The 25,045-nt window shown below is 65.4% G+C and carries 18 protein-coding genes and 2 pseudogenes; 12 read left to right on the forward strand and 8 right to left on the reverse strand.

Annotated features, from left to right (window positions below; all coding sequences use genetic code 11):
- Positions 1 to 331: 331 nt before the first annotated feature.
- Both X733_RS153715 and fba read left to right on the forward strand, forming a co-directional pair.
- A complete protein-coding gene (locus X733_RS153715; RefSeq protein WP_348625862.1) occupies positions 332 to 1,183 on the forward strand; it encodes a transposase in 852 nt (283 codons plus the stop codon).
- Positions 1,184 to 1,511: 328 nt separating this feature from the next.
- Entirely contained in the window at positions 1,512 to 2,576 is a 1,065-nt protein-coding gene (gene fba / locus X733_RS153710) for a class II fructose-bisphosphate aldolase (protein WP_023818519.1), read from the forward strand.
- Positions 2,577 to 2,736: 160 nt separating this feature from the next.
- Here fba and X733_RS153705 read toward each other — a convergent pair whose 3' ends face one another.
- From X733_RS153705 to X733_RS153685, 5 genes are all read right to left on the reverse strand, one after another.
- Positions 2,737 to 3,843 (reverse strand): isopenicillin N synthase family oxygenase, encoded by a 1,107-nt coding sequence (locus X733_RS153705; RefSeq protein WP_023818520.1) that lies wholly within the window; start codon positions 3,841 to 3,843, stop codon positions 2,737 to 2,739.
- A gap of 137 nt (positions 3,844 to 3,980) precedes the next feature.
- Positions 3,981 to 4,637: a methionine ABC transporter permease gene (locus tag X733_RS153700; protein ID WP_023668578.1), complete on the reverse strand. Its 657-nt coding sequence runs from the start codon at positions 4,635 to 4,637 to the stop codon at positions 3,981 to 3,983.
- The gene (locus X733_RS153695; protein ID WP_023818521.1) at positions 4,618 to 5,706 is read right to left on the reverse strand and encodes a methionine ABC transporter ATP-binding protein; all 1,089 of its coding nucleotides are present in this window, start codon (positions 5,704 to 5,706) and stop codon (positions 4,618 to 4,620) included. The genes X733_RS153700 and X733_RS153695 overlap by 20 nt, the downstream gene beginning before the upstream one ends.
- An 83-nt stretch (positions 5,707 to 5,789) precedes the next feature.
- On the reverse strand, positions 5,790 to 6,644 hold the full coding sequence (locus tag X733_RS153690) for a MetQ/NlpA family lipoprotein (RefSeq protein WP_023818522.1): 855 nt from the start codon (positions 6,642 to 6,644) through the stop codon (positions 5,790 to 5,792).
- Between the two features lie 172 nt (positions 6,645 to 6,816).
- Positions 6,817 to 7,500, reverse strand: coding sequence for an SDR family NAD(P)-dependent oxidoreductase (locus X733_RS153685; RefSeq protein ID WP_023745559.1), 684 nt, complete (start codon positions 7,498 to 7,500; stop codon positions 6,817 to 6,819).
- A gap of 214 nt (positions 7,501 to 7,714) precedes the next feature.
- Here X733_RS153685 and X733_RS01000000166130 point away from each other — a divergent pair.
- Positions 7,715 to 8,906: pseudogene (locus X733_RS01000000166130) on the forward strand (anhydro-N-acetylmuramic acid kinase).
- On the opposite strand, the gene X733_RS153680 reads toward X733_RS01000000166130, so the two are convergent.
- A complete protein-coding gene (locus X733_RS153680) occupies positions 8,903 to 9,322 on the reverse strand; it encodes a GNAT family N-acetyltransferase (protein WP_023818523.1) in 420 nt (139 codons plus the stop codon). The pseudogene X733_RS01000000166130 and the gene X733_RS153680 sit on opposite strands and share 4 nt — an antisense overlap.
- Positions 9,323 to 9,382: 60 nt before the next feature.
- Positions 9,383 to 10,565, reverse strand: a pseudogene (locus X733_RS01000000166135) (MFS transporter).
- Between the two features lie 48 nt (positions 10,566 to 10,613).
- Here X733_RS01000000166135 and X733_RS153675 point away from each other — a divergent pair.
- From X733_RS153675 to X733_RS153655, 6 genes are all read left to right on the forward strand, one after another.
- Positions 10,614 to 11,153 (forward strand): Lrp/AsnC family transcriptional regulator, encoded by a 540-nt coding sequence (locus tag X733_RS153675; protein WP_023687041.1) that lies wholly within the window; start codon positions 10,614 to 10,616, stop codon positions 11,151 to 11,153.
- 98 nt (positions 11,154 to 11,251) lie between these two features.
- The gene (locus X733_RS153670) at positions 11,252 to 12,655 is read left to right on the forward strand and encodes an SWIM zinc finger family protein (protein WP_023818524.1); all 1,404 of its coding nucleotides are present in this window, start codon (positions 11,252 to 11,254) and stop codon (positions 12,653 to 12,655) included.
- The gene (locus X733_RS1000000167110; protein ID WP_023818525.1) at positions 12,652 to 14,088 is read left to right on the forward strand and encodes a DUF5691 domain-containing protein; all 1,437 of its coding nucleotides are present in this window, start codon (positions 12,652 to 12,654) and stop codon (positions 14,086 to 14,088) included. Before X733_RS153670 ends, X733_RS1000000167110 begins: the two co-directional genes overlap by 4 nt.
- A 19-nt stretch (positions 14,089 to 14,107) precedes the next feature.
- Positions 14,108 to 15,187 carry an AAA family ATPase gene (locus X733_RS153665; protein ID WP_023687038.1) on the forward strand — a complete coding sequence of 360 codons (1,080 nt, stop codon included), beginning with the start codon at positions 14,108 to 14,110 and terminating at the stop codon, positions 15,185 to 15,187.
- Between the two features lie 4 nt (positions 15,188 to 15,191).
- Positions 15,192 to 17,444 (forward strand): DUF5682 family protein, encoded by a 2,253-nt coding sequence (locus X733_RS153660; RefSeq protein ID WP_023682608.1) that lies wholly within the window; start codon positions 15,192 to 15,194, stop codon positions 17,442 to 17,444.
- 2 nt (positions 17,445 to 17,446) lie between these two features.
- A complete protein-coding gene (locus tag X733_RS153655; protein ID WP_023687036.1) occupies positions 17,447 to 18,682 on the forward strand; it encodes a VWA domain-containing protein in 1,236 nt (411 codons plus the stop codon).
- On the opposite strand, the gene tssH is transcribed toward X733_RS153655, so the two are convergent.
- Positions 18,683 to 21,487: a type VI secretion system ATPase TssH gene (gene tssH / locus X733_RS153650; RefSeq protein WP_023818526.1), complete on the reverse strand. Its 2,805-nt coding sequence runs from the start codon at positions 21,485 to 21,487 to the stop codon at positions 18,683 to 18,685.
- Positions 21,488 to 21,810: 323 nt separating this feature from the next.
- Between tssH and tssA the strand changes: the two genes are divergently transcribed.
- Genes tssA through tssC form a run of 3 tightly spaced genes read left to right on the forward strand, consistent with a single transcriptional unit; the run spans position 21,811 to position 25,041 of the window.
- On the forward strand, positions 21,811 to 22,989 hold the full coding sequence (gene tssA / locus X733_RS153645; RefSeq protein ID WP_023818527.1) for a type VI secretion system protein TssA: 1,179 nt from the start codon (positions 21,811 to 21,813) through the stop codon (positions 22,987 to 22,989).
- 6 nt (positions 22,990 to 22,995) lie between these two features.
- Positions 22,996 to 23,532 (forward strand): type VI secretion system contractile sheath small subunit, encoded by a 537-nt coding sequence (gene tssB / locus X733_RS153640; protein ID WP_023673718.1) that lies wholly within the window; start codon positions 22,996 to 22,998, stop codon positions 23,530 to 23,532.
- Between the two features lie 3 nt (positions 23,533 to 23,535).
- The gene (gene tssC / locus X733_RS153635) at positions 23,536 to 25,041 is read left to right on the forward strand and encodes a type VI secretion system contractile sheath large subunit (protein ID WP_023682611.1); all 1,506 of its coding nucleotides are present in this window, start codon (positions 23,536 to 23,538) and stop codon (positions 25,039 to 25,041) included.
- Positions 25,042 to 25,045 lie beyond the last annotated feature (4 nt).

Genomic DNA, 25,045 nt, shown 5'->3' on the forward strand with positions numbered 1-25,045 from the left:
TAAGATAGGTGTTGCCCTGCGGAATCGGGTGTGATTCTACACTGCGATGACACACGAATCGCTTGTTGATGACGGCTGGGCCGAGACGATTGAGCTTCTGGGCGGCGAAGAGTTGATCGCAGCAAGTGCCCGCGAGACGAAGGCGTTCCTGCGCCCGCGCGGCGTCAGGTCGGCGAGCGACCTGTTGCGCCTGACACTGGCTTACTGCCTTGGCAAGGTTGGCATGCGGGGCGTCGTGGCCTGGGCGGCGGCGAGCGGGATNCGCATCCTCGATGCGACAGCGGTTGCCAAGGCCGGTGCGTATGAGAAGAAGAACAATGGTCTTTGGCGCATGCACTGCGCCTTCGAGCTTGAGCGCGAGCAGTTCGACTTCATCGAGATCACCGATCAGAGCGAGGCCGAGTTGATCGACCGCGTGCCGGTGGTGCCGGGCGAGATCCGCATCGGTGACCGCGCCTATCTGCAGGCCGAGCGGATCGCCAAGGTGATGGCGCAAGGCGGCGATGTTGTTGTGCGCGCGTCGTGGAAAAACGCGCGATGGCTCGACGCCAACGGCAGGGCGTTCGATCTCATCGGCTANGTGCGCGCGTCGTGGAAAAACGCGCGATGGCTCGACGCCAACGGCAGGGCGTTCGATCTCATCGGCTACCTGGAGAACTGCCGGGAGGAAGTCTGCGAAACGCCTGCCCGGCTGGCACTCAAGAAGGGCGAGCCTGTGAAGATGCGCCTGATCGCCTTGCGCAAATCCGAGGCCGCGGCACAAGAAGCGCGGCGCAAAATCAACAAGGAAGCCAGGGCCAAGGGCAACAAGGTTCAACCGCAGACGCTGATTGCGGCCGGCTTCGTCCTGCTTGTGACCTCGCTTGACCGGGAGGAGTTTCCCGCCGATACGGTCCTCAAGCTCTACCGCATGCGCTGGCGCATCGAACTCGCCTTCAAGCGCCTGAAGAGCCTGATCGGGCTGCGCTCTCCTCCCGCCAAAGACCCAAGGATCGCAAAGCCTTGGATCCTTGCACACTTCCTCATCGCGCTTGTGACCGAACCCCTCTCGCAGGAGTTGGGTGTCTCTCCCCCNCCTCAACCTTCCTTGGCGGCCCTGCGCCAAAAACTCCATGCCTTGCGATATCGCTGGCGCGAACCACCACGAAAGCGCAAGTTTCAGTCCATGCCAAAGCTATCTTAGCGCCTATGCCCTTGAGGGTCCCTTGAGGGGGAGATGTCGCCAAAGGCGACAGAGGGGGTCGGCGCGTTCTGACGCGACCTCCCAGCACCGACAGATGATGCTAGCGCTCCAGTCGAACCGACCCCCTCTGGCCTGCCGGCCATCTCCCCCTCAATGGGGGAGATTAGCGCCTCACCGGCTGGCTACCGGATTTCAGCCCTGCAACAAGAATTGCGGCCTCGATGGCCGCTGACGGTTGCGGTTCTGGCGAAATCCGGCCAGAAGCATCTGGCCGGCAACCGGCCGGCCCGCGACGTTGCGCTTGAAACCAGATACGGGAGACTATTGGGTGGCTCGCATAACACTGAGACAATTGCTCGATCACGCCGCCGAGTACGGCTACGGCGTACCCGCTTTCAACATGAACAATATGGAACAGGGCCTCGCCATCATGGAGGCTGCCGAGGAGACCAAGTCGCCGGTCATCCTGCAGGCAAGCCGCGGCGCCCGCGCCTACGCCAATGATGTGGTGCTGGCCAAGCTGATCGACGCGCTGGTCGAAATCCACCCCGACATCCCGGTCTGCATGCATCTCGACCATGGCAACAACGAAGCCACCTGCGTCACCGCCATCCAGTACGGCTTCACCTCGGTGATGATGGACGGCTCGCTGAAAGAGGACGGCAAGACGCCGGCCGACTATGCCTACAATTCCGGAATCACCCGGCGCGTCGTCGACATGGCGCATTGGGGCGGCGTGTCGGTGGAAGGCGAGATCGGTGTGCTCGGTTCGCTTGAGAGCGGCGGCGGCGAGCAGGAAGACGGCCACGGCATCGAAGGCGCCATCAGCCACGACCAGCTCTTGACCGACCCAGTGCAGGCGGTCGAATTCGTCAAGGACACCCATGTCGATGCGCTGGCTGTCGCCATGGGCACCAGCCACGGCGCCTACAAATTCTCGCGCAAGCCGGACGGCGCGGTGCTGGCGATGAATGTCATCGAGGAAATCCACCGCCGCCTGCCCAACATGCATCTCGTCATGCACGGCTCGTCCTCGGTGCCCGAGGACCTGCAGGAGATCATCAATAGATATGGCGGCCAGATGAAGCCGACCTGGGGCGTGCCGGTGGAAGAGATCCAGCGCGGCATCAAGCACGGCGTGCGCAAGATCAACATCGACACCGACAACCGCATGGCGCTGACCGGCGCCATCCGCAAGGTGCTGACCGAAAACCCGAGCGAGTTCGATCCGCGCAAATACCTGACGCCGGCCATGGCCGCGATGCGCAAACTGTGCAAGGAGCGCTTCGAGCAGTTCGGCACCGCCGGCAATGCCCAGAAGATCAAGCCGCTGCCGGTAGCTGAGATGGCCAAGCGGTACAAGTCGGGCAGCCTTGATCCGAAGTTTGGGTGAAGTACCTGGCGCCTCTTCCTTCTCCCCTTGTGGGGAAGAAAGAAGAGCTCTTGACATAAAAAAGGCCGGGCGCGAAATCGGCCCGGCCAAAAGAAGGTCAAGAACCTTCAGAGGGGAACACCGCTCGGTGGAATGGGAGGAAACCGCCGAACGATAATTCCTATATGCGCGTATTCGCGGCAGATGGCGACGAACGGCTTTCTAAAACAACGTGAGATTCGGAAATTTCGTTCTCGTTTTGAAAGATTTCAGCCGGTGAGGCGTCGGTTTCCAGAAGATCGGCATAGTGCCGGCGCGCCACGTCGGGATGCGAGCGCAGGCGGCTCTTCAGCACATTGGTGCCGACATTGCGAAACAGCGGATTGTCGGGATCGCTGGCCGGACCCCGCGCCTCGGCCGCCAGTTCCTCGGGCAGGTTGAGCAGCGGGATCGTGGCGTCGAGCCGGGCGCTGAAGAAGAAGGGCACCGAAATCCGCTCGACACCGGCCGGTGGCGTTACCACGCGGTGGACCGTTGCTCTCAGATACCCGTTGGAGGCCAGCTCGAGCAGTTCGCCGATGTTGACCACCAGCGTGTCGGGCAGCGGATCGACGTCGACCCAGGCACCGTCATATTCGACCTGCAGCCCCTTGCTCTCGTCCTGCAACAGAAGCGTCAGGAAACCGCCATCCTTGTGCGCGCCGACGCCCTGGTTGTCGCCGGTGGCGTCGCGGCCGGGGTAGCGCACGATCTTCATGCGATGGTTGGGCTCGGCCCGGTAGACGGGATCGAAGGCGTCCTCGGCCTGATCGAGCGACAAAGCGAAGGCCCGGAGCAGCCGGATCGCCACCGCCGTCGCCTTGGCCTGCCATGCGAGTAGCGCCGGCTTCAGCTCGGGCAGCGTGGCCGGCCACTGGTTGGGCCCTTGCAGCCGCGTCCAGGCGGGCACGCCGGGGCCTTGTTCGATGGCCGGGCGTTCGACGCCGATGTCGAGCTGTTCGCGCCAGTCGGCCTTGCCTTTGGTCAGCTCGCCGCCGGCGCGCGTATAGCCGCGGAACTGCGAGGACTTCACCATTTCGATCGCCAGTTTGTCGGCTTCCGGCAAGGCAAAGAACCGGCGCGAGGCGTCGAGCACTTCTGCGGTATCCGCAGCCGATATGCCGTGGCCGGTCAAATAGAAGAAGCCGACATCGCGCGCGGCCGTGCGCAGGTCGAAGAGAAACGTTCGCCGCTCGGAAGCGCCCTGTTCGAGGCGGCCGAGATCAAGCACGGGTACGATCCTGGGCATGGTCAAGCTCCTTGTTTCGCTGTCACGGTGGCACGCAGGCCGGTCCGATCAAAGCAACGCGCAATGCAATCTCGGCGCCGATAGAGAAAGCCGGCGCTGCGTTTGGCAGCCTGCCGGCAAATAACGTTCGTGGCCGCTCATCCGCGCCGGTCCAGCCTGGCGACCAGCCGGTCGCCGACCCACTGGATGCCGCAAACGAGGATGATCAGCACAATGACCACGGCGACCATGACGCTGGTCTCAAAACGCTGGTAGCCGTAGCGGATGGCGAGGTCGCCAAGCCCGCCGGCACCGATGGCGCCGGCCATGGCCGAGGCGCCGATCAGCGTTACCAGCGTCACCGTGAAACCGGCGACGATGCCGGGCAATGCTTCCGGCACCAGCACCTCGCGGATGATTGTCCAGCGGTTGCCACCCATGGCGCGCGCCGCCTCGATCAGGCCGCGATCGACCTCGCGCAGCGACACTTCGGCGATGCGGGCATAGTAGGGCGTCGCCGCAATCGACAACGGCACGATCGCCGCCCAGGTGCCGATCGAGGTGCCGACGATCAGCCGCGTCACCGGGATCAGCGCCACCAGAAGGATGATGAAAGGCACCGAGCGGAAGCCGTTGATGACGGCGCCGAGCGCGCGGTTCACCCACAGGCTTTCGGCAATGCCGCCGCGCTCGGTGGCAATCAATGCCAGGCCGAGCGGCAGCCCGAAGACGAGCGAGATGAGGCCCGATGCCGCCGTCATCAGGACCGTCTCCCAGATCGAGCGCAGCAGAAGTTCAAACAGAACCGGCGACATGCCCAAGCACCTCCACCCGTGCGTCGCGGGCCTTCAGGAATGCGATTACTTTCGACAGATGTTTCGGATCGTTGCCCGCGACCGCAAGGAACAGCGTGCCGACCGGCTGCTGCTGGACATGGTCGATGCCACCATGGACGAGGCGGAACGGCCCCGGCACCGCCATCGCAAGATCGGACAGCAGCGGACCGCACGCGGCCTCACCTGCGACGTCGACCCTGAGGATGAGCTCGGCGCCGCCTCCGGGAGCAAGCCGGCCGGCAATCTCGGCCGGCAGTTGCGGGCGGATGCCGCCGAGCAGGCTCCTGGTGATTTCGGAACGCGGCTCGGCAAAGACCGACCACACCGGGCCTTGTTCGACGATGCGCCCGGCATCGATCACCGCGACGCGGTCGGCGATCGAGCGGATCACCTCCATCTCGTGGGTGATGAGCAGGATGGTGAGGCCGAGCTGCCGGTTGATGTCTTTCAGCAAGGCCAGGATGGAGCGCGTCGTCTCCGGATCGAGCGCTGAGGTCGCCTCGTCGGACAGCAGCAGCGCCGGCCGCGCGGCCAGCGCCCTGGCGATGCCGACGCGCTGCTTCTGGCCGCCCGACAGCGAGGACGGATAGGCCTTCGCCTTCTCCGACAGGCCGACGAGGTCGAGCAATTCGGCGGCGCGCGCCAGCCGTTCGGCCTTTGGGCGGCCCTCGATCTTCAGCGGCAGCGCGACATTGTCCTCCACGGTCTTGGCCGACAGCAGATTGAAGTGCTGGAAGATCATGCCGATGCGGCGCCGCAGCGGCTGCAATTCACGCTCGCCGAGCCGGCCGATCTCGCGGCCCTCGATGAAGACGTCGCCGGAGTCCGGCCGCTCCAGCCCGTTGAGGCAGCGGATCAGCGTCGACTTGCCGGCGCCGCTGCGGCCGATGATGCCGAGGATCTCGCCCTTCTTCACCGTCAGCGAGACGCCGTCGAGCGCAGGCGTCGCGCCGAAGCGGCGCTTGAGGTCGACGAGGCGTACGACATCTTCCTGCCCGGCCAATATATTGACCGGACCGGATGCTTCGGCCGTGACGTGCTGGTTCATCTTACTGTCCGTTTCGACGCTCGACAAATGCGACGGCGGCCCGCTCAACAGCGGGCCGCCTGCTCCTGACAACCAGGCGCCGATCAATAGGCGCTGATCCCGGTGCCCTTGTAGACCTTGTCGAACTCGGCCTTGACCTTCTCGTTCTGGTAGGACGCGACCAGCGTCTTTACCCAGCCCTCGTTCTCGTTGCCGGATTTGACGGCGATGAAGTTGCGGTAGGGGTTGTCAGCCACCGGCTCCTGGGCGATGCGGTTATCCGGGCCGAGACCGCTCTTCAGCGCCCAGTCGGTGTTGACGACGGCCGCATCGAGATCCTCGACCGAGCGCCCGACAATGCCGGCATCGAGTTCCTTGATGACGACCTTCTTCGGGTTCTCGGCAATGTCGGCGGTAGTCGCCAGGATGCCGGTGCCGTCCTTCAGCTTGATCACGCCTTCGTTCTGCAGAACGCGCAGCGCGCGGCCCTCATTGGAGGGGTCGTTGGGCAGGCCGATGACGGCGCCTTCGGGCAGGTCGGCAACCTTGGTGTATTTCTTGGAGTAGAGGCCGATCGGCCAGACGCCGGTGTAGCCGACGCGCACGATGTGGTACCCTTGGGTCTTGATCTGGTTGTCGAGATAGGGCTGGTGCTGGAAGGCGTTGGCGTCGATCTCGCCGCGCTCGAGCGCCTCGTTGGGCTGGGTGTAGTCGTTGAACACCACGGTCTCGACGGTCAGGCCTTTTTCGGCGGCCTGGGCGACGACGACGCGCCAGACATCCTCATCCTCGCCGCTGATGATGCCGACCTTGATAGACTTCTTGTCCTCGGCGAAGGACGGCGTCGGCTGAGCCAGACCAACAAGCGTGATGGCCGAGGCAAAAAGTGCCGCAAGGGCAGCTCGCCGGCTGATGGCTGAAAAAAGAAGAGAGCTGGAAGCGTTTCCGCGTTCGGACATTGTCGATCCCTCGTAATCCTGAAGTCATTGCGGCGAGGTGGAATACCAAGCCTTGACGACATCATCGGCAATGCTGCTTGCCGGATCAAAGAACCGCATTTCTTCTCAAACACGAAGCCGGGAATATTCTCTCAAAGATTTCGCGATTGCGAGAACGCTCACGCCGGACCGGTCAGAATGTCTCGACAAAGGGCCGCAGCTCGACCTCGAAGCTCCAGGCGCTGCGATGCTGGCGATGGGTCGCGAGATAGGTCTGCGCGATCGCATCGGGCGACAGCTGGCTGTCCGGTCGCTCGGGCTTCGTCCCGACCGGCTCGATCTGGCCGTCGATAATGAAATGGGCGACATGGATGTTCTTCGGGAAGAGTTCGCGCGCCATCGACTGAGCCAGACCGCGCAGGCCGAATTTCGGCATGGCAAAGCCGGCGGAGTTGGGAAAGCCCTTGGTGCTGGCCGAAGCGCCGGTGAACAGGATCGAGCCGGAGCCGCGCGAAAGCAGCCGCCGCGCCGCCTGCTGGCCGACCAGGAAGCCGCCATAGGCGCCAACCAGCAGCGCCTGTTTGACCGCATCGGGATCGACCTCGGCGATCGGGCCGCGCGTGCGGCCGCTGGCGTTGAAGACCGCAAGCGCCAGCGGACCTTGCTTGTCGGCGGTGTCGAACAGGCCGGCGACGGAGGCCGGGTCGGCGACGTCGGTTTCGACGGCCAGTGCGCCGGTTTCCCCGACCAGCGCCGCGAGCTTGGCCGTGTTGCGGGCGGCCAGCACCACGCGGAATCCTTCCTTGGTGAGAAGACGGGCCAGCGAGCCGCTCAGGCCCGCGCCCGCGCCCGCGATCACTGCGACTTCGGATGCCATGCCGTTTCTCCCTGGCGATTGATGTGCTTGTTCCATAGCTGGCGTCTTGAACGGCAAGAGGCAAGAACGGCGTTGCTCGATTTTCGCTGTTCGGTGAAAAACTCTGCCGGCAGGTTCGGAGCAATCGACCGCGGCCAGGGTCTTGCCTGGCGAGACAATCCGTCCGACAGGTGATTGCGTTGGAATCGCAAACGGTGTCGCAAGGGAGTCGACCGTGGAACCAATCTGGGCCGTCGGCCTGATGACCGGCACCGTGCTTGACGGCAATATCGACGTGGCGCTGATCAAGACCGATGGCGAGCGGATCGCCGATTTCGGCACCTATACGCTGGCCCCCTACCCCGCAGCGATCCGTGCCTTGCTGGAGGAGACGCTGCGTCAGGCCCGGGTGTGGAATTTCGACGGGCCGGAGCCGGCGATCTTTGCCGAAGCCGAGGAGGCGCTGACGCGGGNGTCAGGCCCGGGTGTGGAATTTCGACGGGCCGGAGCCGGCGATCTTTGCCGAAGCCGAGGAGGCGCTGACGCGGGCGCAGTCGGCGGCGGTGAAGGACCTTGTCGAAAGCAACGGCCTGACCATGGGCGATATCGGCGTGGTCGGCTTTCACGGCCAAACCGTGCTGCATCGTGCCCCGCAACCCGGGCGGCGCGGCGATACGCGCCAGTTGGGCGACGGCGCGCTGATGCATTCGATCCTGGGCGCCAAGGTCGCCTATGATTTCCGCTCGGACGATGTGCGCGCCGGCGGCCAGGGCGCACCACTGGCGGCTGCCTACCACGCGGCGCTTTTGAGGGAAGCCGACGCCAGCGGGGACACCGCTGTGCTCAATCTCGGCGGTGTCGGCAACGTCACTTGGTGGGACGGCAAGGACAACATCGTCGCCTTCGACACTGGCCCGGCCAACGCGCCGCTCAACGATTTCATCAAGGCAAACGGCCTCGGCGAGATGGACCGCGACGGCGCACTAGGCGCGGCCGGCACCGTCGATGAAGTGCGGCTGGCCAAATTGCTCCAGCATCCGTATCTGACCAAGCCCTATCCGAAATCGCTCGACCGTTTCGACTTCGGCGCCGCCATGGCCGACGGCCTCAGCGCAGAGGATGGGGCGGCGACGCTGACGGCCTTCACCGTCTCGGCCGTCGGCAAGGCGCTCGATTTGTTGCCGCGCCGGCCGAAGCGCCTAGCGGTCAGTGGCGGCGGCCGCCGCAACCCGACGATGATGGCGATGCTGGCGAGGCGCGCCAACGTCGAGGTGGTGCAGGCCGAGACACTGGGCTGGAAAGGCGATGCGGTGGAGGCCGAATGCTTTGCCTTCCTTGCCGTGCGCGTGCTGCGCGGCCTGCCGATCAGCTTTCCCAGCACCACCGGCGTGCCGCGGCCGATGCAAGGCGGGCGGCTGGCAGGTTAGAGCTTCTTCTGCAGGAAGATGCGGCTGCGGCCGATGGGAAAGTCAGGCAGCTCGCCGAAACGCCGGTAGCCTTGCCGCTCATAGACTTTGGCCGCTGTCGGATTGAACGTGTCGATCCAGGCGGTCTGGCAGCCCCGGGCGACTGCTTCGCGCTCGGCAGCGTCCAGCATGTCGCCGGCCATATGCTGGCCGCGCAGGCGTTCGTCGACCCACAGCCATTGCACATAGAGCCAGCCCCAGGCGGTGTATCCCGAAATGCCGGCGACGACAGCGCCGTGCTCGTCACGAACGAAGACCGCGATCGGCTTGCGGCCGGAGGGGCCGACATCGCCGTCATTGAACGCCGTCAGCCGCTCGGCCAGGAAGGCGAGGTCGTCTGACGAGTGGTCGGCAGTGGTTTCAAGCGTCGTCTTCATCCGGCCGGGGCTCGCATGGCAAGCCAAGCTCTAGCGAAGGACGGGATGAGGACGCAAGCTTTACGGCTTGATGGGCGGAGGCGACCGCCATGACCCCGCTGCTGCCGCAACCAGCATCAGCACGGCGGCGACGATCGCGCAGATGGCAAAGCCGAACGATGAATAAAGCGGCCCGAAGCTGGTGGTGCCGATGAAGACGGCGAGGTAGGTGACCGAACTGTTCAGGCCCATGATGGTGCCACGGCGCGACGGATCGAGCGCGGTAAGGCGCATCACCAGCACGTTCAGGCCGAAATGATTGGCAAGGCCCCATATGGCGATCATAGCCAGGATCAGCACGAAATTGCTGCTTGCGAGCGCGATGGCGACATAGACGACGGCGACCAGCAGATAGGCGAAGGGCATGACGCGCCGCGCGCCGATGCGGTCGATGACGCCGTCGAGGAAGGCCGCGGCGCCGAAGCCGGCGCCATAGGCGAGCGCGGCCAGCGCATTGGCGCTGACGGGCTCGCCCAGATCCTGGTGCAGATGATCGCCGAGATAGCCGTAGACGCCGTAAAAAGCGGTCATGAAGGCGGTGCAGGCGATGAACCGTCGCCGTTCGTTGCGCTGGCCATTCCGGGGATCGTGCCGCTGCTTGCCGGGCCGCTCTTCCTGACGTCGCTGAGCGAGGTCATCGACAAGGCAGCAAGCGCAATGGCGGAAAGCACCGCGACGGCGGCGAAGACGGCGCGCCAGTGCACGAGATCGGCAAGCACGGCCGACAGCGACACGCCGGCCACCATGGAGACCGTCCAGCCGGTCAGCACGACGCCGATCGTGCCGCTTTCGCGGCCGGGCGGCGCAATTGCCGCTGCACTGGCATAGATGGCCGGCATGGCGACGCCGGCGGCGATGCCGGCGACGGCCTGGGCCGCGACCAGCATGATCACCGTCGGCGCCAAGCGCGCTGGCGAGAAGCCCGACGGCCAGAAGAAGCAGCGCGCCCTGCAAGCATGCGGCGGGCGCCGACGCCGTCGATATAGCGGGCGAGGAACAACGCGCTGGCCGAAGTGCCGAGGCCGAAGGCGGCCGACGCGGCCATCACCGCCGGCACGCTGGTGCCGAAGGATGCGGCGACTGCCGGAGCAATTGGACCCAGGACCAGCGAGTTCGAGCCGATGACGGCGATGCAGCCGGTCAGGAGATAGGCCAGCGCCGGGATCGGCTGATGGAGCGTTGCAGCTTGATGCGCGTTCGTCATCGGGTCATAATGGCCGAACTGAATTCCGCGACAACAAGGAATTTCGATATGGACGAAGAAACAGATGGGGTTCTGCAGAACAAGGTAGCTCCCCGAGAGCTCGACGCAATCGACCGAAAAATATTAGGCGTGCTGGTCGAGGATGCGACGATCAGCTACGCCGAACTTGGCGAACGCGTCTGCCTGTCGCCGCCGGCGGCGCATGAGCGGGTCAAGCGCCTGCGGCGCAGCGGCGCCATCCGCGGCACGGCTGTGATCATCGACCCGAAGGCGGTGAAAAAGCCGCTGCTCACCTTCGTGCATATCGATACCAAGGGCTGGGGCAAGACACCGGAGCTGATGGCCGTCTCCCAATATCCTGAGGTCGAGGAAATCCATTCGGTGGCCGGCGACACCTGCATGCTTCTCAAGGTCCGCACCGAGGACACCAGGGCGCTCGAAGGCCTGCTGGCGCGTCTCTACGAAACGCCCGGCGTCACCTCGACGCGAAGCTATGTCGTGCTGTCGACCTATCTCGAGCGCCCGGTGCAGCCCGAGATCACGGCGCAATGGCCGACGCCCCGGCATATGGCCACGCCGTTGTACTGATCTGCGCTATCTTCGTCTTGCCGGGGCCACAACAATCCTTCACAAACGGCACCCTATATTGATGCCAGGCATTGATTTGGGGTGACGAGAGGCGCGGGTTGGAATTCGAACTGAAAACCATCGAGGCGCTGGCCCCCGATCAGGCGTCGCTAAGCGCCGCCTCGAAGCTCACCAAGCGCTCGAACTGGCCGCGGCTGGAGAAGAACGAGCAGCAGGCGCTCATCTGGGGCGAATGCCAGGGCTCGGGATCCAACCCCTATCGCACCGTCGTCGACACCGGCGACCACGGCTACAAATGCACCTGCCCGTCGCGAAAATTTCCCTGCAAGCACACGCTGGCGCTGATGTGGATCGCCGCCACGGCGCCGGCCAGCTTCACATCAGCCGAAACAACGCCGGAATGGGTCAATGACTGGCTTGGCCGGGGCAGGAAGACTGCGCCCCCGCCGGTCGGCGCAAAGCCTGGCAGGGGCGCGTCTGGCAAGAGCATTGGCGAGGCCTCGCAGGCGGAGGAAAGCACCGTCGATGACGCCGCCGCGGCGGAGCGCCGCGAGACGGCGCAGCGCAAGCGGGCGGAAGATACGCGCACCGCGGTGGCAGGCGCGCTGGACGAACTCGACCAGTGGATTGCCGACCAGCTGCGGCTCGGCCTTTCCGCCTTTGCCGACGCCAGCAGCGAGCGCTGCCGCCGCATTGCGGCTCGGCTTGTCGACATGAAGGCGACGGCGCTTGCCGGACGCATCGACGAAATCACGGCCCGGCTAATGGCGCTGCGCAGCGAGGAACGGCCGGACGCGGCGATCCGCGAACTCGGCAAGCTGGTGCTGCTGGCCAAAGCCTGGCGCTCGGCGCCCGACGATCCCGAGCTGAAGCGACTGGTGTCGGCGTCCGAAACCCGCGACCAGGTTCTGTCCAGTCCCGACGCGAAGCAGGTCGACAGCCATTGGGAGGTCGTCGGCGAGAAGATCGAGACCCGCCGCGACGGTCTCGTCAGCCATTCGACCTGGCTGCTCGATCTGAAAAGCCCGACGCCGCAGTTTGGGCTGCTGCTCGATTTCTTTCCGGCTTCGGCCGGCCGCCGCTCGGCGGCGTTCACGCCCGGTGACCGGTTCCACGCCCGCCTGGTATTCTACCCGTCGCGCCAGCCACTGCGGGCCTTGGTGGCGGAGCGCAAGGGCGACGTCGTGTCGGGCGCCTGGCCGGATTTCGGCCTCGACGCTGTCAAGGACCCGCTCGCGGCGCATGCGGCGCACCAGGACGCAGCGCCCTGGTCGACCGATAGCCCGCTGATGCTGCCTGCCGGCGCGATCCTGCTCGATGAGCGCGGCACCGCCTGGTGGCAAGCGGCGCACGACCCGCAAGGGATCGCCCTGCCTGTTAGCGGGACCGTCGATCAGACCGTGCTTGGCCTCGACCTCGCGGCCACGGTAGCGCTTTGGAACGGCGCGCGGCTCGATCTGCTGGCCGCGCAAAGCGGCTTCGGGAGGCTCGATCTGTCATGAACGAGCTCGAACTAACCGGCCTGGCGACGATGCGCGACTGCTGGATCACCGGCGGAACCGCGTTCGATCTGGCGCCAACCGCATGGAAGGAGATCGCGGGTGGCGCAAGCCCAGACGAACGGGAGCGACGTCTGCTGGCGATCGCGGCGCAGGCGCTCGATGTTGGCCTGCGGCCGTCGGCGCCGAAGACGCTGAAGCGGCGCCCGCCGCTGCCGAGGCTTGGCCTGCCGCTGCTGCAGGAGCGGTTGCGGCCGCTGTTGCGGGCGGCCCTGAAGAAAGCCGCCGATGCGCAGCGCAAGTCGCGTGTCGCGACGCTCGTCGCCAGCCGCGGCTACGTGCTGCATCCGATGGACTGGATGCCTTCGGCATCAGACCAGAACAGCCCTGACATCTATGCGCCGTGGATCGACTGGCAGGCCAGCGTCGAGGGGCTGAAGATTGCCCCGCAGGAGCAGCTGACGGCGCAGAACTGGGATGACTTTTACCCCGCCGCGCGCCGTATCGCGTTGGCCGAGATGCGCCGTCGCGATCCGGCCACGGCCCGCAGCCTGATGGAAGCCAAGGCGACGGGCGAGCCGGCTGAAGTCCGGCTGGCGCTCATCGAACTCATGCATTTCAACCTGACGCCCACGGACGCGCCATTCCTGAAAAGCCTGGCCACCGACCGCTCCGGCAAGGTGCGGGAGCTGGCGGGCCGGCTGCTGGCAAGGCTGGGCGAGCATGGCCGGCCGGGCAACGACGGAGCCGACGACCCCGTTGCCGAACTCGCCGCCTTCATCACAGAAGGCAAATCCGGCTTCATCCGCCGCCGCACCACCTACACGCCGGCAAAGCTCAAATCGCCGGCGCAGGAAAAGCGCCGGGCCGAATTGTTCGAGACCTGCAACCTGGTCGACCTCGCTTCCCGATTTGGGGTCAGCGAACCCGATTTCATTGCAGCCTGGCAATTCGGTGCCGACAAAAATGCGGACATCCAGATCTCACGAATGGTCGCAGCGTCGGGCAGCGACGCTGCCGTAACGCAGATGGCCGACACACTAGTCGCCGGGGGAGGCAAGCCGGCACTATTCGTGCTGCACCTGACACCGCGCCTGGATAGCCGCAGGAAGCGTGTCCTGGTCAGACTGATCCTGAAAGATACGCCGCAGTATATTGGCGCGCCCACCCTTGCCGAGGGCTTCGAAGCCAACTGGCTGGAATGGCCCGACCTGACGAACGGCCAGGGCTTGGCGGCATTGCGTTCGGCTGTCGCCCGCGATGATGACGCTATGAAGCGAACCGCCGACGACCTGCTGGAAACGATGGGCTTTCTGGCCACTGCGGCGACAGCGGAAAAATTGATCGAGCATGTCGTTGCGGCTGGCATGCCGCCGGCGGCAGCCTCGCTCGCTTTCCTGCGCCTCAACGCGGCCCTGACGGGAACCAACACATGACAATCCGGAGAACAGCACCATGAACGCAGCCATCCGCCTCCCTGTCGAGCAGGCCTATGCCGCTGAACTGCAGGCGCTGGCGCGCAATGACGAACGCCAGAAGCCGGCCGGATGGAGCCTGTCGCCGAAGGCCGTGCTGACCTATCTGCTCGGCGGCAAGGCAAGCGACGGCACCGTGATATCGCCGAAATATGTTGGCCGCCGCCGGCTGATGGAAACCGCGGTGGCGACACTCGCTACCGACCGCGCGCTGCTGTTGCTCGGCGTTCCCGGCACCGCCAAGTCCTGGGTGTCGGAACATCTCGCCGCCGCCATCATGGGCAATTCCACGCTGATCGTGCAGTGCACGGCCGGTACCGACGAGAACCAGGTCCGCTACGGCTGGAACTATGCGCAGCTTTTGGCCAAAGGGCCGAGCCAGGAGGCGCTGGTGCCGACGCCGCTCTACCGCGCCATGGAGAGCGGCAAGCTATGCCGCCTGGAAGAGTTGACGCGCATGGGCTCCGATGTACAGGATACGCTGATCACCGTGCTGTCGGAAAAGATGATGCCGATCCCGGAACTCAACACGTCGCTCTATGCCCAGCGCGGCTTCAACATCATCGCCACCGCAAACAACCGCGACAAGGGCGTCAACGAGCTGTCCTCGGCGCTGAAACGCCGCTTCAATGTGGTGGTGCTGCCGCTGCCCGAGGACATGGCGGAAGAGGTGGCGATCGTCTCCAAGCGGGTCGACGAGATGGCCGGCGGGCTCGACCTGCCGGTGCCGAAAAATGTCGGCGAGGAGATCGCTCGCGTGTTGACCATTTTCCGCGAGCTGCGCTCGGGCGCAACCGCCGACGGCAAGGTGACGCTGAAGACGCCTTCGGGTTCGCTCTCGACCGCCGAGGCGATCGCCACCATGGTCGGCGGCCTCAGCCAGGCGGCGTGGTTCGACAGCGGCAAGCTCGGCGCCGAAGGCCTCGCCGCCAGCCTTGTCGGCGCCATCGTCAAGGACCCGGTGCAGGACAAGGTGGTGCTGGAGGAATATCTCGAAACGGTGCTCAAGAAGCGGCCGGACTATGCCGGCTATTACGCGGCGCTGAACGCAGCGATCTGAGGTCATGAGCGACGTCGCCTATTTCGGCATCCGCCATCACGGGCCGGGCTCCGCCGACAGCCTGGTGCAGGCGCTGCGGGACTTGCAGCCGGTCGCGGTGCTGATCGAAGGGCCGAGCGACGCGTCCGCCCTGCTGCCATTGCTGGCGCGCCCGCAGATGCAGCCGCCGGTGGCGCTGCTCTGCTACCCCGAGGACGATCCGGCCGCGACAAGTTTCTGGCCGTTCGCCGAGTTCTCGCCGGAATACCAGGCGGCGGTGTGGGCGGTGGCGAACAAGGCGGCATTGCGGTTCATCGACCTGCCGTCATCGGCACGGTTCGCGGCACCGGCAACCGACGACCCCGACAAAACGGCTGACGCCGACAAGCCCGAACCCAAGGACGAAACCGGTGAGGATGGCGAGCCCGCATCGCATCGCGACCCGATCGGCACGCTGGCTGCGGCCGCCGGCTATGAAGATGGCGAAAGCTGGTGGGCCGACATTATCGAGCAGAATCCGCAGCCGGGTCCAATCTTCGCTGCCATCACCGATGCGATGACGACGCTGCGCGACGGCGAAGGTGCGATCGCGCCGTTCGAGGCCAAGCGTGAAGCGCATATGCGATTGGAAATCGCCGCCGCGCGCAAGGAATTCGCCGGACCGATCGCCGTCGTCTGCGGCGCATGGCATGTGCCGGCCCTGCAGGCCGCGCACACGCAGAAGAACGACCAGGCGCTGATCAAGGGAATTGCCCGGCGCAAAAGCATCATGACATGGGCGCCATGGACCGGGCCGCGTCTTGCGCTGGGCTATGGTTATGGCGCTGGCGTCGTCGCGCCCGGCTGGTGCAAGCATCTGTGGCGCACACGAGGGCGGCGCGACGCCGCGACGCTGTGGCTGGCGACGATCGCGGCGGTGCTGCGGGCGAAGGGCCATCTGGTGTCGACCGCGTCGCTGATCGAGGCCGAGCGGCTTGCGCGCACACTGGCTGCCATTCGCGAGCGGCCGAAGCCCGGCTTCGAGGAATTGCGCGATGCCGCGATCGCGGCGCTGTTCAACGGCGAAGCGGTGCTGTGGGCGCTGGTCGAGGCCGAGCTGCTTTTGGGCGCGGATGTCGGCGAGATTCCGCCCGACACGCCGCTGGCGCCGCTGATCGAGGACCTGCAGCGCAACCAGAAGGCGGCGCGGCTGAAGCCGGAGGCGCTGGAACGCGAGCTGTCGGTCGATCTGCGCAGCGAAAGCGGACTGTTTCGTTCGACATTGCTGCACCGGCTGAACGTGCTTGGCGTGCAATGGGGCAGGCTGGCCGACGCCGGCCGCAGCCGCGGCACCTTTCGCGAAAAATGGACGCTGGCCTGGGAGCCGGAATATGCCGTGCGCCTGGTCGAGAACCTGATCTACGGCCCGACTATCGAAAAGGCCGCCAATGGCCGCCTGATCCAGATGCTCGGTGCGGCCGCGAGCCTCGACACGCTTGCCGCCCTTGTCCAGAGCGCCATTACGGCGGATCTGTCGGAGGCCGCGAGCGCCGGCCTTGTAGCGTTGGAGGCGCGCGCAGCGCACAGCAGCGAATGCCTGGAGATGCTGGCCTCGGTGCCGCCGCTTGCCGACATCATCCGTTACGGCGAGGCGCGCAAGACCGAAACCAACCGGCTGTCCGGTTTGTTGGAACGGTTGATCGTCGAAGGCGCGATCGCGCTGCCCTATGCGGTGCGCGACCTGGACGAGCAGGCCGCCACCACGCTGGTCGGTGCTGTGCGCAAGGCCGACACGGCCATCCGGCTGGTCGAGCCCGGCGAAGGCGTGCTCGATGCATGGCGCAACGGCCTGACCGGCGTGCTGGAAGGTCCGGGCTCGACGGCGCTGCTCGCCGGCTGCGCCGCGCATCTGCTCTATGAAGCCGGCCAACTGTCGGCAGAGGACGCCGCCGGGCTGCTCGGACGCAGGCTGTCGCCGGGGACGCCGGTCGCCCAGGCAGCGGGGTTCTTCGAAGGTTTCTTCAGCACTGCCGGCCAGCGGCTGATCTACGACGAGGGCCTGCGCGGCGCCGTCGATGGGTGGCTGAAATCGCTCGGCGAGGACGCTTTCATCGCGCATCTGCCATTGCTGCGCCGCGTCTTCTCCAATCTGGACTCGATGGAGCGGCAGCGGTTGATCGAGGCCGTGCTCGGCCGCACCGCAAGGTTGCCGGCCGGCCTGACGCCGGCGCCGGATGGCGGCGAGGGCTGGCGCCGTCACCTGGAGCGGCTTGGGCCATTGCTGGCGGGCGGAGTGTGACAATGGATGACGAAGCCGAAGTGCCCGAACCCGGCCCAGCATCCTCCGATAGCGGGCGCGAGCGCCGCTGGCGGCTGGCGATCGGCGCCGATGACGAGGCTTCCTCCGCCCTTTCCAGTGATGACAAAAAACTGTCTTCGGCGCTCGATGCGCTTTACGGCGACGGCGCCAATGCCGATGCCGACCCGCGCAAGCGGCGCGGCGGGCTCGGCCGCTCGGCGCCACGCGTGGCGCAATGGATGGGCGATATCCGCTCCTTCTTTCCCGCCCAGGTGGTCCAGATCGTCCAGAAGGATGCCTTTGAGCGGCTGAACCTGAAGCAGATGCTGATGGAGCCGGAATTCCTCAAGGCGATCGAGGCCGACGTCAACCTCGTCGCCGACCTGATCTCGCTGCGTTCGGTGATGCCGGCCAAGACCAAGGACATCGCCCGCACCATCATCGCCGACATCGTTGCCAAGCTGATGCAGCGGCTGGAGCAGAAGACCGCCGAGGCGATCCGTGGCGCGCTCGACAAGTCGCGACGCACCAACCGGCCGCGCCAACGCGACATCGACTGGCCGCGCACCATCTCGGCCAATCTTCGCCACTACCAGCCTGAGCACAAAACCGTCGTGCCGGAAAAACTGGTCGGCTTCATGCGCAAGCAACGCCGGCTGGTCGATCTCGACGAAGTGGTGCTGTGCGTCGACCAGTCCGGCTCGATGGCGAGCTCGGTGATCTACGCCTCGATTTTCGCCGCGGTGATGGCGTCGCTGCCGGTCGTGCGCACCAAGCTGGTCTGTTTCGACACGGCCATCGTCGACCTGACCGAAGAGCTCAGCGACCCGGTCGAGGTGCTGTTTGGCGTGCAGCTCGGCGGCGGCACCGACATCAACCAGGCGGTCGCCTATTGCGCCGACCGCATCGAGCGGCCGACCAAATCCCACTTCGTGCTGATCACCGACCTCTATGAGGGCGGCAACGGCCAGGACTTGCTGCGGCGGCTTGCGGCGTTGGTCCGGTCCGGCGTCAATGTCATCGTGCTGCTGGCGCTGACCGATCAGGGCCGGCCGGGCTATGATCCGGCGATGTCGGCTTCGGTCGCGGCACTTGGCATACCGGTCTTCGCCTGCACGCCGGACCTGTTTCCCGACATGATGGCGGCGGCGTTGCGGCGCGAGGATATCGGCGCCTGGGCAGCCGGCGCCGACATCAAGCTGATCCGCGCCGAGACGGAGCCGAGCAGTCAGGCCTGACTATTCGAACGAATAGGCAAACCCGTCAGTGGAAGCGCTGACGGTCACCTTGGTCATCTTCTCGCCGTCGAGCGACCGGTTCAGCACGCCGCGGCTGAGTTCCGGCAACAGCGTGTTGGTGAGGATGGCGTCGATCATGCGGCCACCGGACTCGATTTCGGTGCAGCGCGCCTTGACCAGCGCCATGACGCCGTCGCCGATCACCAGTTCGGCGTCGTGGCTGGCGCGCAGCCGCCGCGCGATCTTGCCGAACTGATGGCGCGTGATGGCCTCGATCATCGAATCCGAGAGCGGATAGTAAGGGATGGTCACGACGCGGCCGAGGAACGCTGCCGGAAAGACTTTCAGCAGTGGAGCGCGCAAGGCTGCATCGAGGCCGTCGAGCCCCGCCCTCACCGTGCCGTTTTGCGTCCGCTCCATGATGACTTCGGACCCGACATTCGATGTCAGCAGGATCAGCGTGTTCTTGAAGTCGATGCGCCTACCCTCGCTGTCATCCATCATGCCCTTGTCGAAGACCTGGAAAAAGATCTCGTGGACGTCGGGATGGGCCTTCTCGACCTCGTCGAGCAGGATCACCGAATAGGGTTTTCGGCGCACGGCCTCGGTGAGAATGCCACCCTTGCCGTAGCCGACATAGCCGGGCGGTGCGCCCTTGAGCGTCGAGACGGTGTGCGCCTCCTGGAATTCGGACATGTTGATCGAGATCAGGTTCTGCTCGCCGCCATAGAGCGTCTCGGCCAGCACCAGGGCCGTCTCGGTCTTGCCGACTCCCGAGGGGCCGCAGAGCAGGAACACGCCGACCGGCTTTTCCGGCGCTCCGAGCCCGGCGCGGCTGGTCTGCACGCGCTTGGCAATCATCTCCATGGCGTGATCCTGGCCGACGACACGTTCGGACAGCGTGGTGGCCAGCTTGAGCGCCTTTTCGGTCTGGCTGGACAGCATCCGTCCCGTCGGGATGCCGGTCCAGTCCTGGACCACGGCAGCGACCGCATTGCGGTCGACCGACGGCAGGATCAGCGGCGTCTCGCCTTGCGCGGTGGCAAGCTCGGCCATGAGTTCACGCAGCCGCGCCAGATCGGCGACAGGATCTGACGGCGCAGCTTCGGCAGCCGGCGCTTCGGTCTCGAACGCTTTGGCCTTCGGCGTTTCAGGCTCGGACGTTTCGGCCTTGGGCGGTTCAGCCTTGGGCACCTTGGTCTTTTCTTCGTCCGGCGCTGCCGGTTCGGCATCGGTCTCGGCTGTCGCCACCGCATCGAGCGGCACGCCGTCGCCGCGCAGCCGCGCGCGCAGTTCGAGGATCTCGGCAACCAGCGCCTTTTCGCGCTCCCAGCGCTCCTCGGCGGCGGCGAGCATGGCCCCGGTCTCAGTGAGCCCGGCCTCGACCCGCGCCTGCCGGTCGGTTACTTCGATGCCGATCGCGGCCTCGCGGCCGATGATGCCGCTTTCGACCTCGAGCGCCTGGCGGCGCCGCAAAATGTCCTCGACCTCGGCCGGCGTCGCATGCTGCGAGATCGCGACCCTGGCGCAAGCCGTGTCGAGCAGGCTGACCGCCTTGTCGGGCAATTGCCGCGCCGGGATGTAGCGATGCGACAGGCCGACCGCCGCCTCGATCGCCTCGTCCAGAATCTGCACCTCGTGATGCTGTTCGAGCACGCCGGCGACACCGCGCAGCATGAGCACGGCGACCGCTTCCGACGGCTCGTCGATCTTGACCACCTGGAAACGGCGGGTCAGCGCCGGGTCCTTTTCGATGTGCTGCTTGTACTCGGCCCAGGTGGTTGCGGCGATGGTGCGCAGTTCGCCACGCGCCAGCGCCGGCTTCAAGAGATTGGCGGCATCGCCGGTTCCCGCCGCACCGCCGGCGCCGATCAGCGTGTGCGCCTCGTCGATGAATAGGATGACCGGCGTTTCGGAGGATTGCACCTCGTCGATCACCGCCTTCAGGCGCTTCTCGAACTCGCCCTTGACGCTGGCGCCGGCCTGCATCAGGCCGACGTCGAGCATGCGCACGCTGATACCGTGCAGCGGCGGCGGCACGTCGCCCTGGGCGATGCGCAGGGCAAAGCCCTCGACCACCGCGGTCTTGCCGACACCGGCCTCGCCGGTCAGGATCGGGTTGTTCTGCCGGCGGCGCATCAGGATATCGATGATCTGCCGGATCTCCGGGTCGCGGCCGACAACCGGGTCGATCTTGCCGTCATGGGCGCGCTGGGTGAGGTCGGTGGCGTATTTGGCCAGCGCCGAATCCCCGCCCGGAGCGCGCCGCGGCGCCTCCGCGGTGGGAGCCACTGCTGCCGTGGCGCCAGCTTCGAGCGAGCCCTCCACCACCTCGGCAAAGCGGGCGATGACCCCGTCGGCGTCGATCTTGTCGAATTCGCCGCTGATCTTCGCCACCAGGCCTTCCAGCACCGGCGTCTTCAGGCAGGCGAGCACGATATGGGCGCTGCGGACCTCCTCCATGCCGAATTCCAGCGTCGCCAGATTCCAGGCTTCCTGGATGGCGTGGAAAATGTGGTCGGAAAATTCCTCGATCGAGGTGGCGCCGTAGGGCAGCTTGTCGACGGCGCGGGTCATTTCGCTGGTAAGCCGGCTGGCATCGACGCCGGCATCGGCAATGATCATCTGCACATCCGAACGCTCGGACAGCACCAGTTGTTCTATGAAATGGACGAGTTCGACGTAAGGATTGCCGCGCAGCTTGGCGCTGTCGGCGGCGGCCTTGAAGGCGCGCAGGCAGACCGGATTGAGCTTGCCAACCAGTTCCTTGCGTTTGAACCCCTGCGACGACCGGCGCTGTTCCATCGAACGTGCTCCTGCAATCTGCCCGTCGACAGCCTGCCACATAAGCAGCCGCTTGACAAAGCGCTTGATGCAGCCGGCCTTTTCCCTTTGTGGAGAGTCCCGCGCCGCCAAATGCAGACAACCACGATTTTTTCTAATCCTATGCGATGCGCTTCACATACGAGGTTGGCCAAGCACGCCATGAATTGCGCCATCCGAGACGCAGTTGCACCGACATTCATTAGCCTCGTTAACTTTTGAGCGGATGGCGAATTGTGGGAATATGCAACCGTGTGCTAACGTTGGGTCACGTACGGTTTTAGAGCCGGTCGCCGGGGGTATCTGTGATCGATCTCGCACTCTGGCTTGCTCCGCTGGACGGTGAAAATCCGTCAGGCGAAGACTTGCGCAACGATCCGGCTTTTCATGAGCTGGAGCGGCTCACGGAGCCGCAGGTCAAGGTCGTCCATGACGGGCGCAACAAGCCAGCCGCGCAATCGACCATTCCGGTCGACTGGCCTGCCGTGCTCGGCAAGGCCGAGGAGTTGCGTTCGCATGGCCGCGACCTGCGCCTGCTTGTCATTGTCGCCCGGGCGCTGGCCAATGAAGAGGGATTGGCCGGACTGGCACAGGGCCTGACCCTGATTGCAAGGACCTTCGAGACGCATTGGGAGACGATGCACCCGGCGCTGCGGGCCAGCCCCCAACCACGCGAGGCCGCCCTGCGCCGCCTCAACGCGCTGGCCGACCTGCAGAACGGCCAGGAAGGCCTGCTGGCGAACCTCAGGCAGATGGTCTTCTTCGCGCCGCGTCCCATCGGGCCGATCAGCGGACGCGATCTCGAACAGGGTGCGCTCGACGATCGCGTCATGCTTCAGGAAGCGGCGTCGGGATTGAATGCCACGGAGAAGGCAGCGCTGGTCAGCGCGCACGGACAGCTCCTGAACCGGGTGGGCAGCGGTTGTGCCGCCTATCAGGACCAGGCCGGTGAACAGATGACGGCGCTCATCGCCGGGGCGCACGCAGCGATCGAGGCGCTCGACGCAGTCGATGCGGCGCTGAATGCCCGCCTCGACAGCAACGGGGCTGCCGTCCCGGACCTGAAGCGGTTTTTGCAGCGCGTGCTGACGACGCTGGAACGCAATACGGCGGTCGAGACCACGGAAGAGGCAGCGACGAAGGGGGCGGCCAGCCCGGCTGCTCCCCCGGCAAGCCCGGCCGCGCCGGTCAGAAACGGTCATGGAGCCGAGACGATGGCAAGCTACGCGGAGACCGGTGCGGGGCTCCCGGACAGGATTTCCTCGCGCGACGATGTGGTGAAGTGCCTCGACCTTGTGGTCGCGTTCTACGACCGCACTGAGCCGTCGAGTCCGATCCCGCATCTCGCCCGCCGGGTGCGCAGGATGGTGCACATGGATTTCGTTGAACTGATGGAAGACCTCGCCCCGTCGGGGCTCAAGGAATTCCGGCTGCTCGCCGGCGTTCCCGACGCCAAGAAGACTGCCCAGAAGGATGAAAGGTAGCAACACATGCCAGCCGAAAGCAAAGCGAAGGTCATCGAGCGAAATCGCGCCCCGCGCGTGCAGATCGCCTACGATGTCGAAACCTACGGCAGCCCGACGACGATCGAACTGCCGTTCGTCATGGGCGTGATGGCCGACCTGTCGGGCGCATCGCAGACCAGGGAAGCGTCCAAGACGGTGCTCGACCGTTCCTTTGTCGAGACCGATGCCAACCGCTTCCCCAAATTCATGGAAGCGCTGGGACCCAGGGTCAAGGCGCGGGTGAAGAACACGCTGCCGCAGGCCGAGGGACAGGAGCGCGACGAAGAACTGGCGCTCGACCTGACCTTCACCAAGATGGGCGATTTCGCCCCCGACAAGATCGCCGAACAGGTCCCGCAACTGGCCGAAATCCTCAAGATGCGGCGCCAGCTCGAGGAGCTGCTCGGCTTCATGGACGGCCGCGTCGATGCCGAAAAGCGCATCGCCCAATTGCTGAACAACCAGCCGCTGCTTGGCCAGATCGCCGCCCAGGCGCTGTCCGACGACAAGGGTGAGGAATAGATCATGGCCGAACAGCAAAAGACCGCAGCATCCGTCGCCGAGGCCGAGGCCGTCGATCTCGGTGAATTCAGCCAGCTCTTGGAGAAGGACTTCAAGGTCAAGAAGGACGACAGCGAGAAGCTGCAGCAGCTGGTGCGCAACTTGGCTCTGGCGGCGCAGTCGCGCTCCGAGACGACGACGATCTCGTCCAACTCGATCAAGTCGATCAAGTCGTTGATCGCCGGCATCGACAAGATGCTGACGACCCAGGTCAACGAAATCCTGCACGCGCCGGAAGTGCGGCAGATGGAAGGCACCTGGCGCGGCCTCTGGTATCTCATCAATAACACCGAGACGGATCAGAAGCTGAAGATCCGGGTGATGAACATTTCCAAGGAGCAGCTGGCCGATACGCTCGAAGACTATGAAGGCCAGATGTGGGACCAGAGCCCGATCTTCAAGAAGGTCTACACCGACGAGTATTCGATGCTCGGCGGCGAACCGATCGGCTGCGTCATCGGCGCCTACGAGTTCTCCAACCACCCGCGCGACGTCGGCCTGTTGCGCAACATCTCCGGCATCTGCGCCTCGGCGCACACGCCGTTCATCGCCGCCGCCTCGCCACGGCTGTTCCGCATGGACAGCTGGCAGGAACTGCCCAACCCGCAGGACCTGCAGCAGATCGTCTCCAACCCGGCCTACGCCTCGTGGCAATCGCTGCGCGAGAGCGAGGATGCGCGCTATATCGGGCTGACCATGCCGCGCGTGCTGGCGCGGCTGCCCTACGGCTCGGAGACAGTCCCGGTCAAGGGCTTCTCCTTCGAGGAGGAAGTGCAGGGCGATCACAACAAATATGTCTGGATGAACGCTGCCTTCCCGATGGGCGTCAACATCAACCGCAGCCACAAGCTCTATGGCTGGGGCACCCAGATCCGCGGCGTCGAAAATGGCGGCACTGTGCTTAACCTGCCGGTGCACTCCTTCCCGACCGATGACGGCTCGATCGCGATGAAATGCCCGACGGAAGTCGCCATCGACGACCGGCGCGAGGCGGAACTGGCCAAGCTCGGGCTGATGCCGATCCTGCACCGCAAGAACACCGATCTCGCGGCCTTTATCGGCGCCCATTCGCTGCAGGATGACGAGACGCGGGCGGGCCGCCTGGTCGACCCCGACGCCCAATCCAACGAGCGGCTCTCAGCCAACCTGCCCTATCTGTTCCCGGTCTCGCGCTTCGCCCACTACCTCAAGGCGATTGCGCGCGACAAGGTCGGCTCGTTCAAGGAACGCACCGACATGCAGATCTGGTTGACCGAATGGATCAACCGGTACGTGCTGGCCAACCCGGCCTTCGCCGACGACAAGGCACGCGCCAAGCGTCCGCTTGCCGCCGCCGAGGTGCAGGTCGACAGCGTGGAGGGCCGGCCGGGCTACTACAACGCCCGCTTCTATCTGCGCCCGCACTACCAGCTGGAGGGCATCAACGCCTCACTCAGGCTGGTGTCGGAATTGCCGTCCGTGAAGACCTGATTGC

It is taken from the genome of Mesorhizobium sp. L2C066B000 (genome assembly GCF_000502335.1).
Classification (GTDB): Bacteria; Pseudomonadota; Alphaproteobacteria; order Rhizobiales; family Rhizobiaceae; genus Mesorhizobium.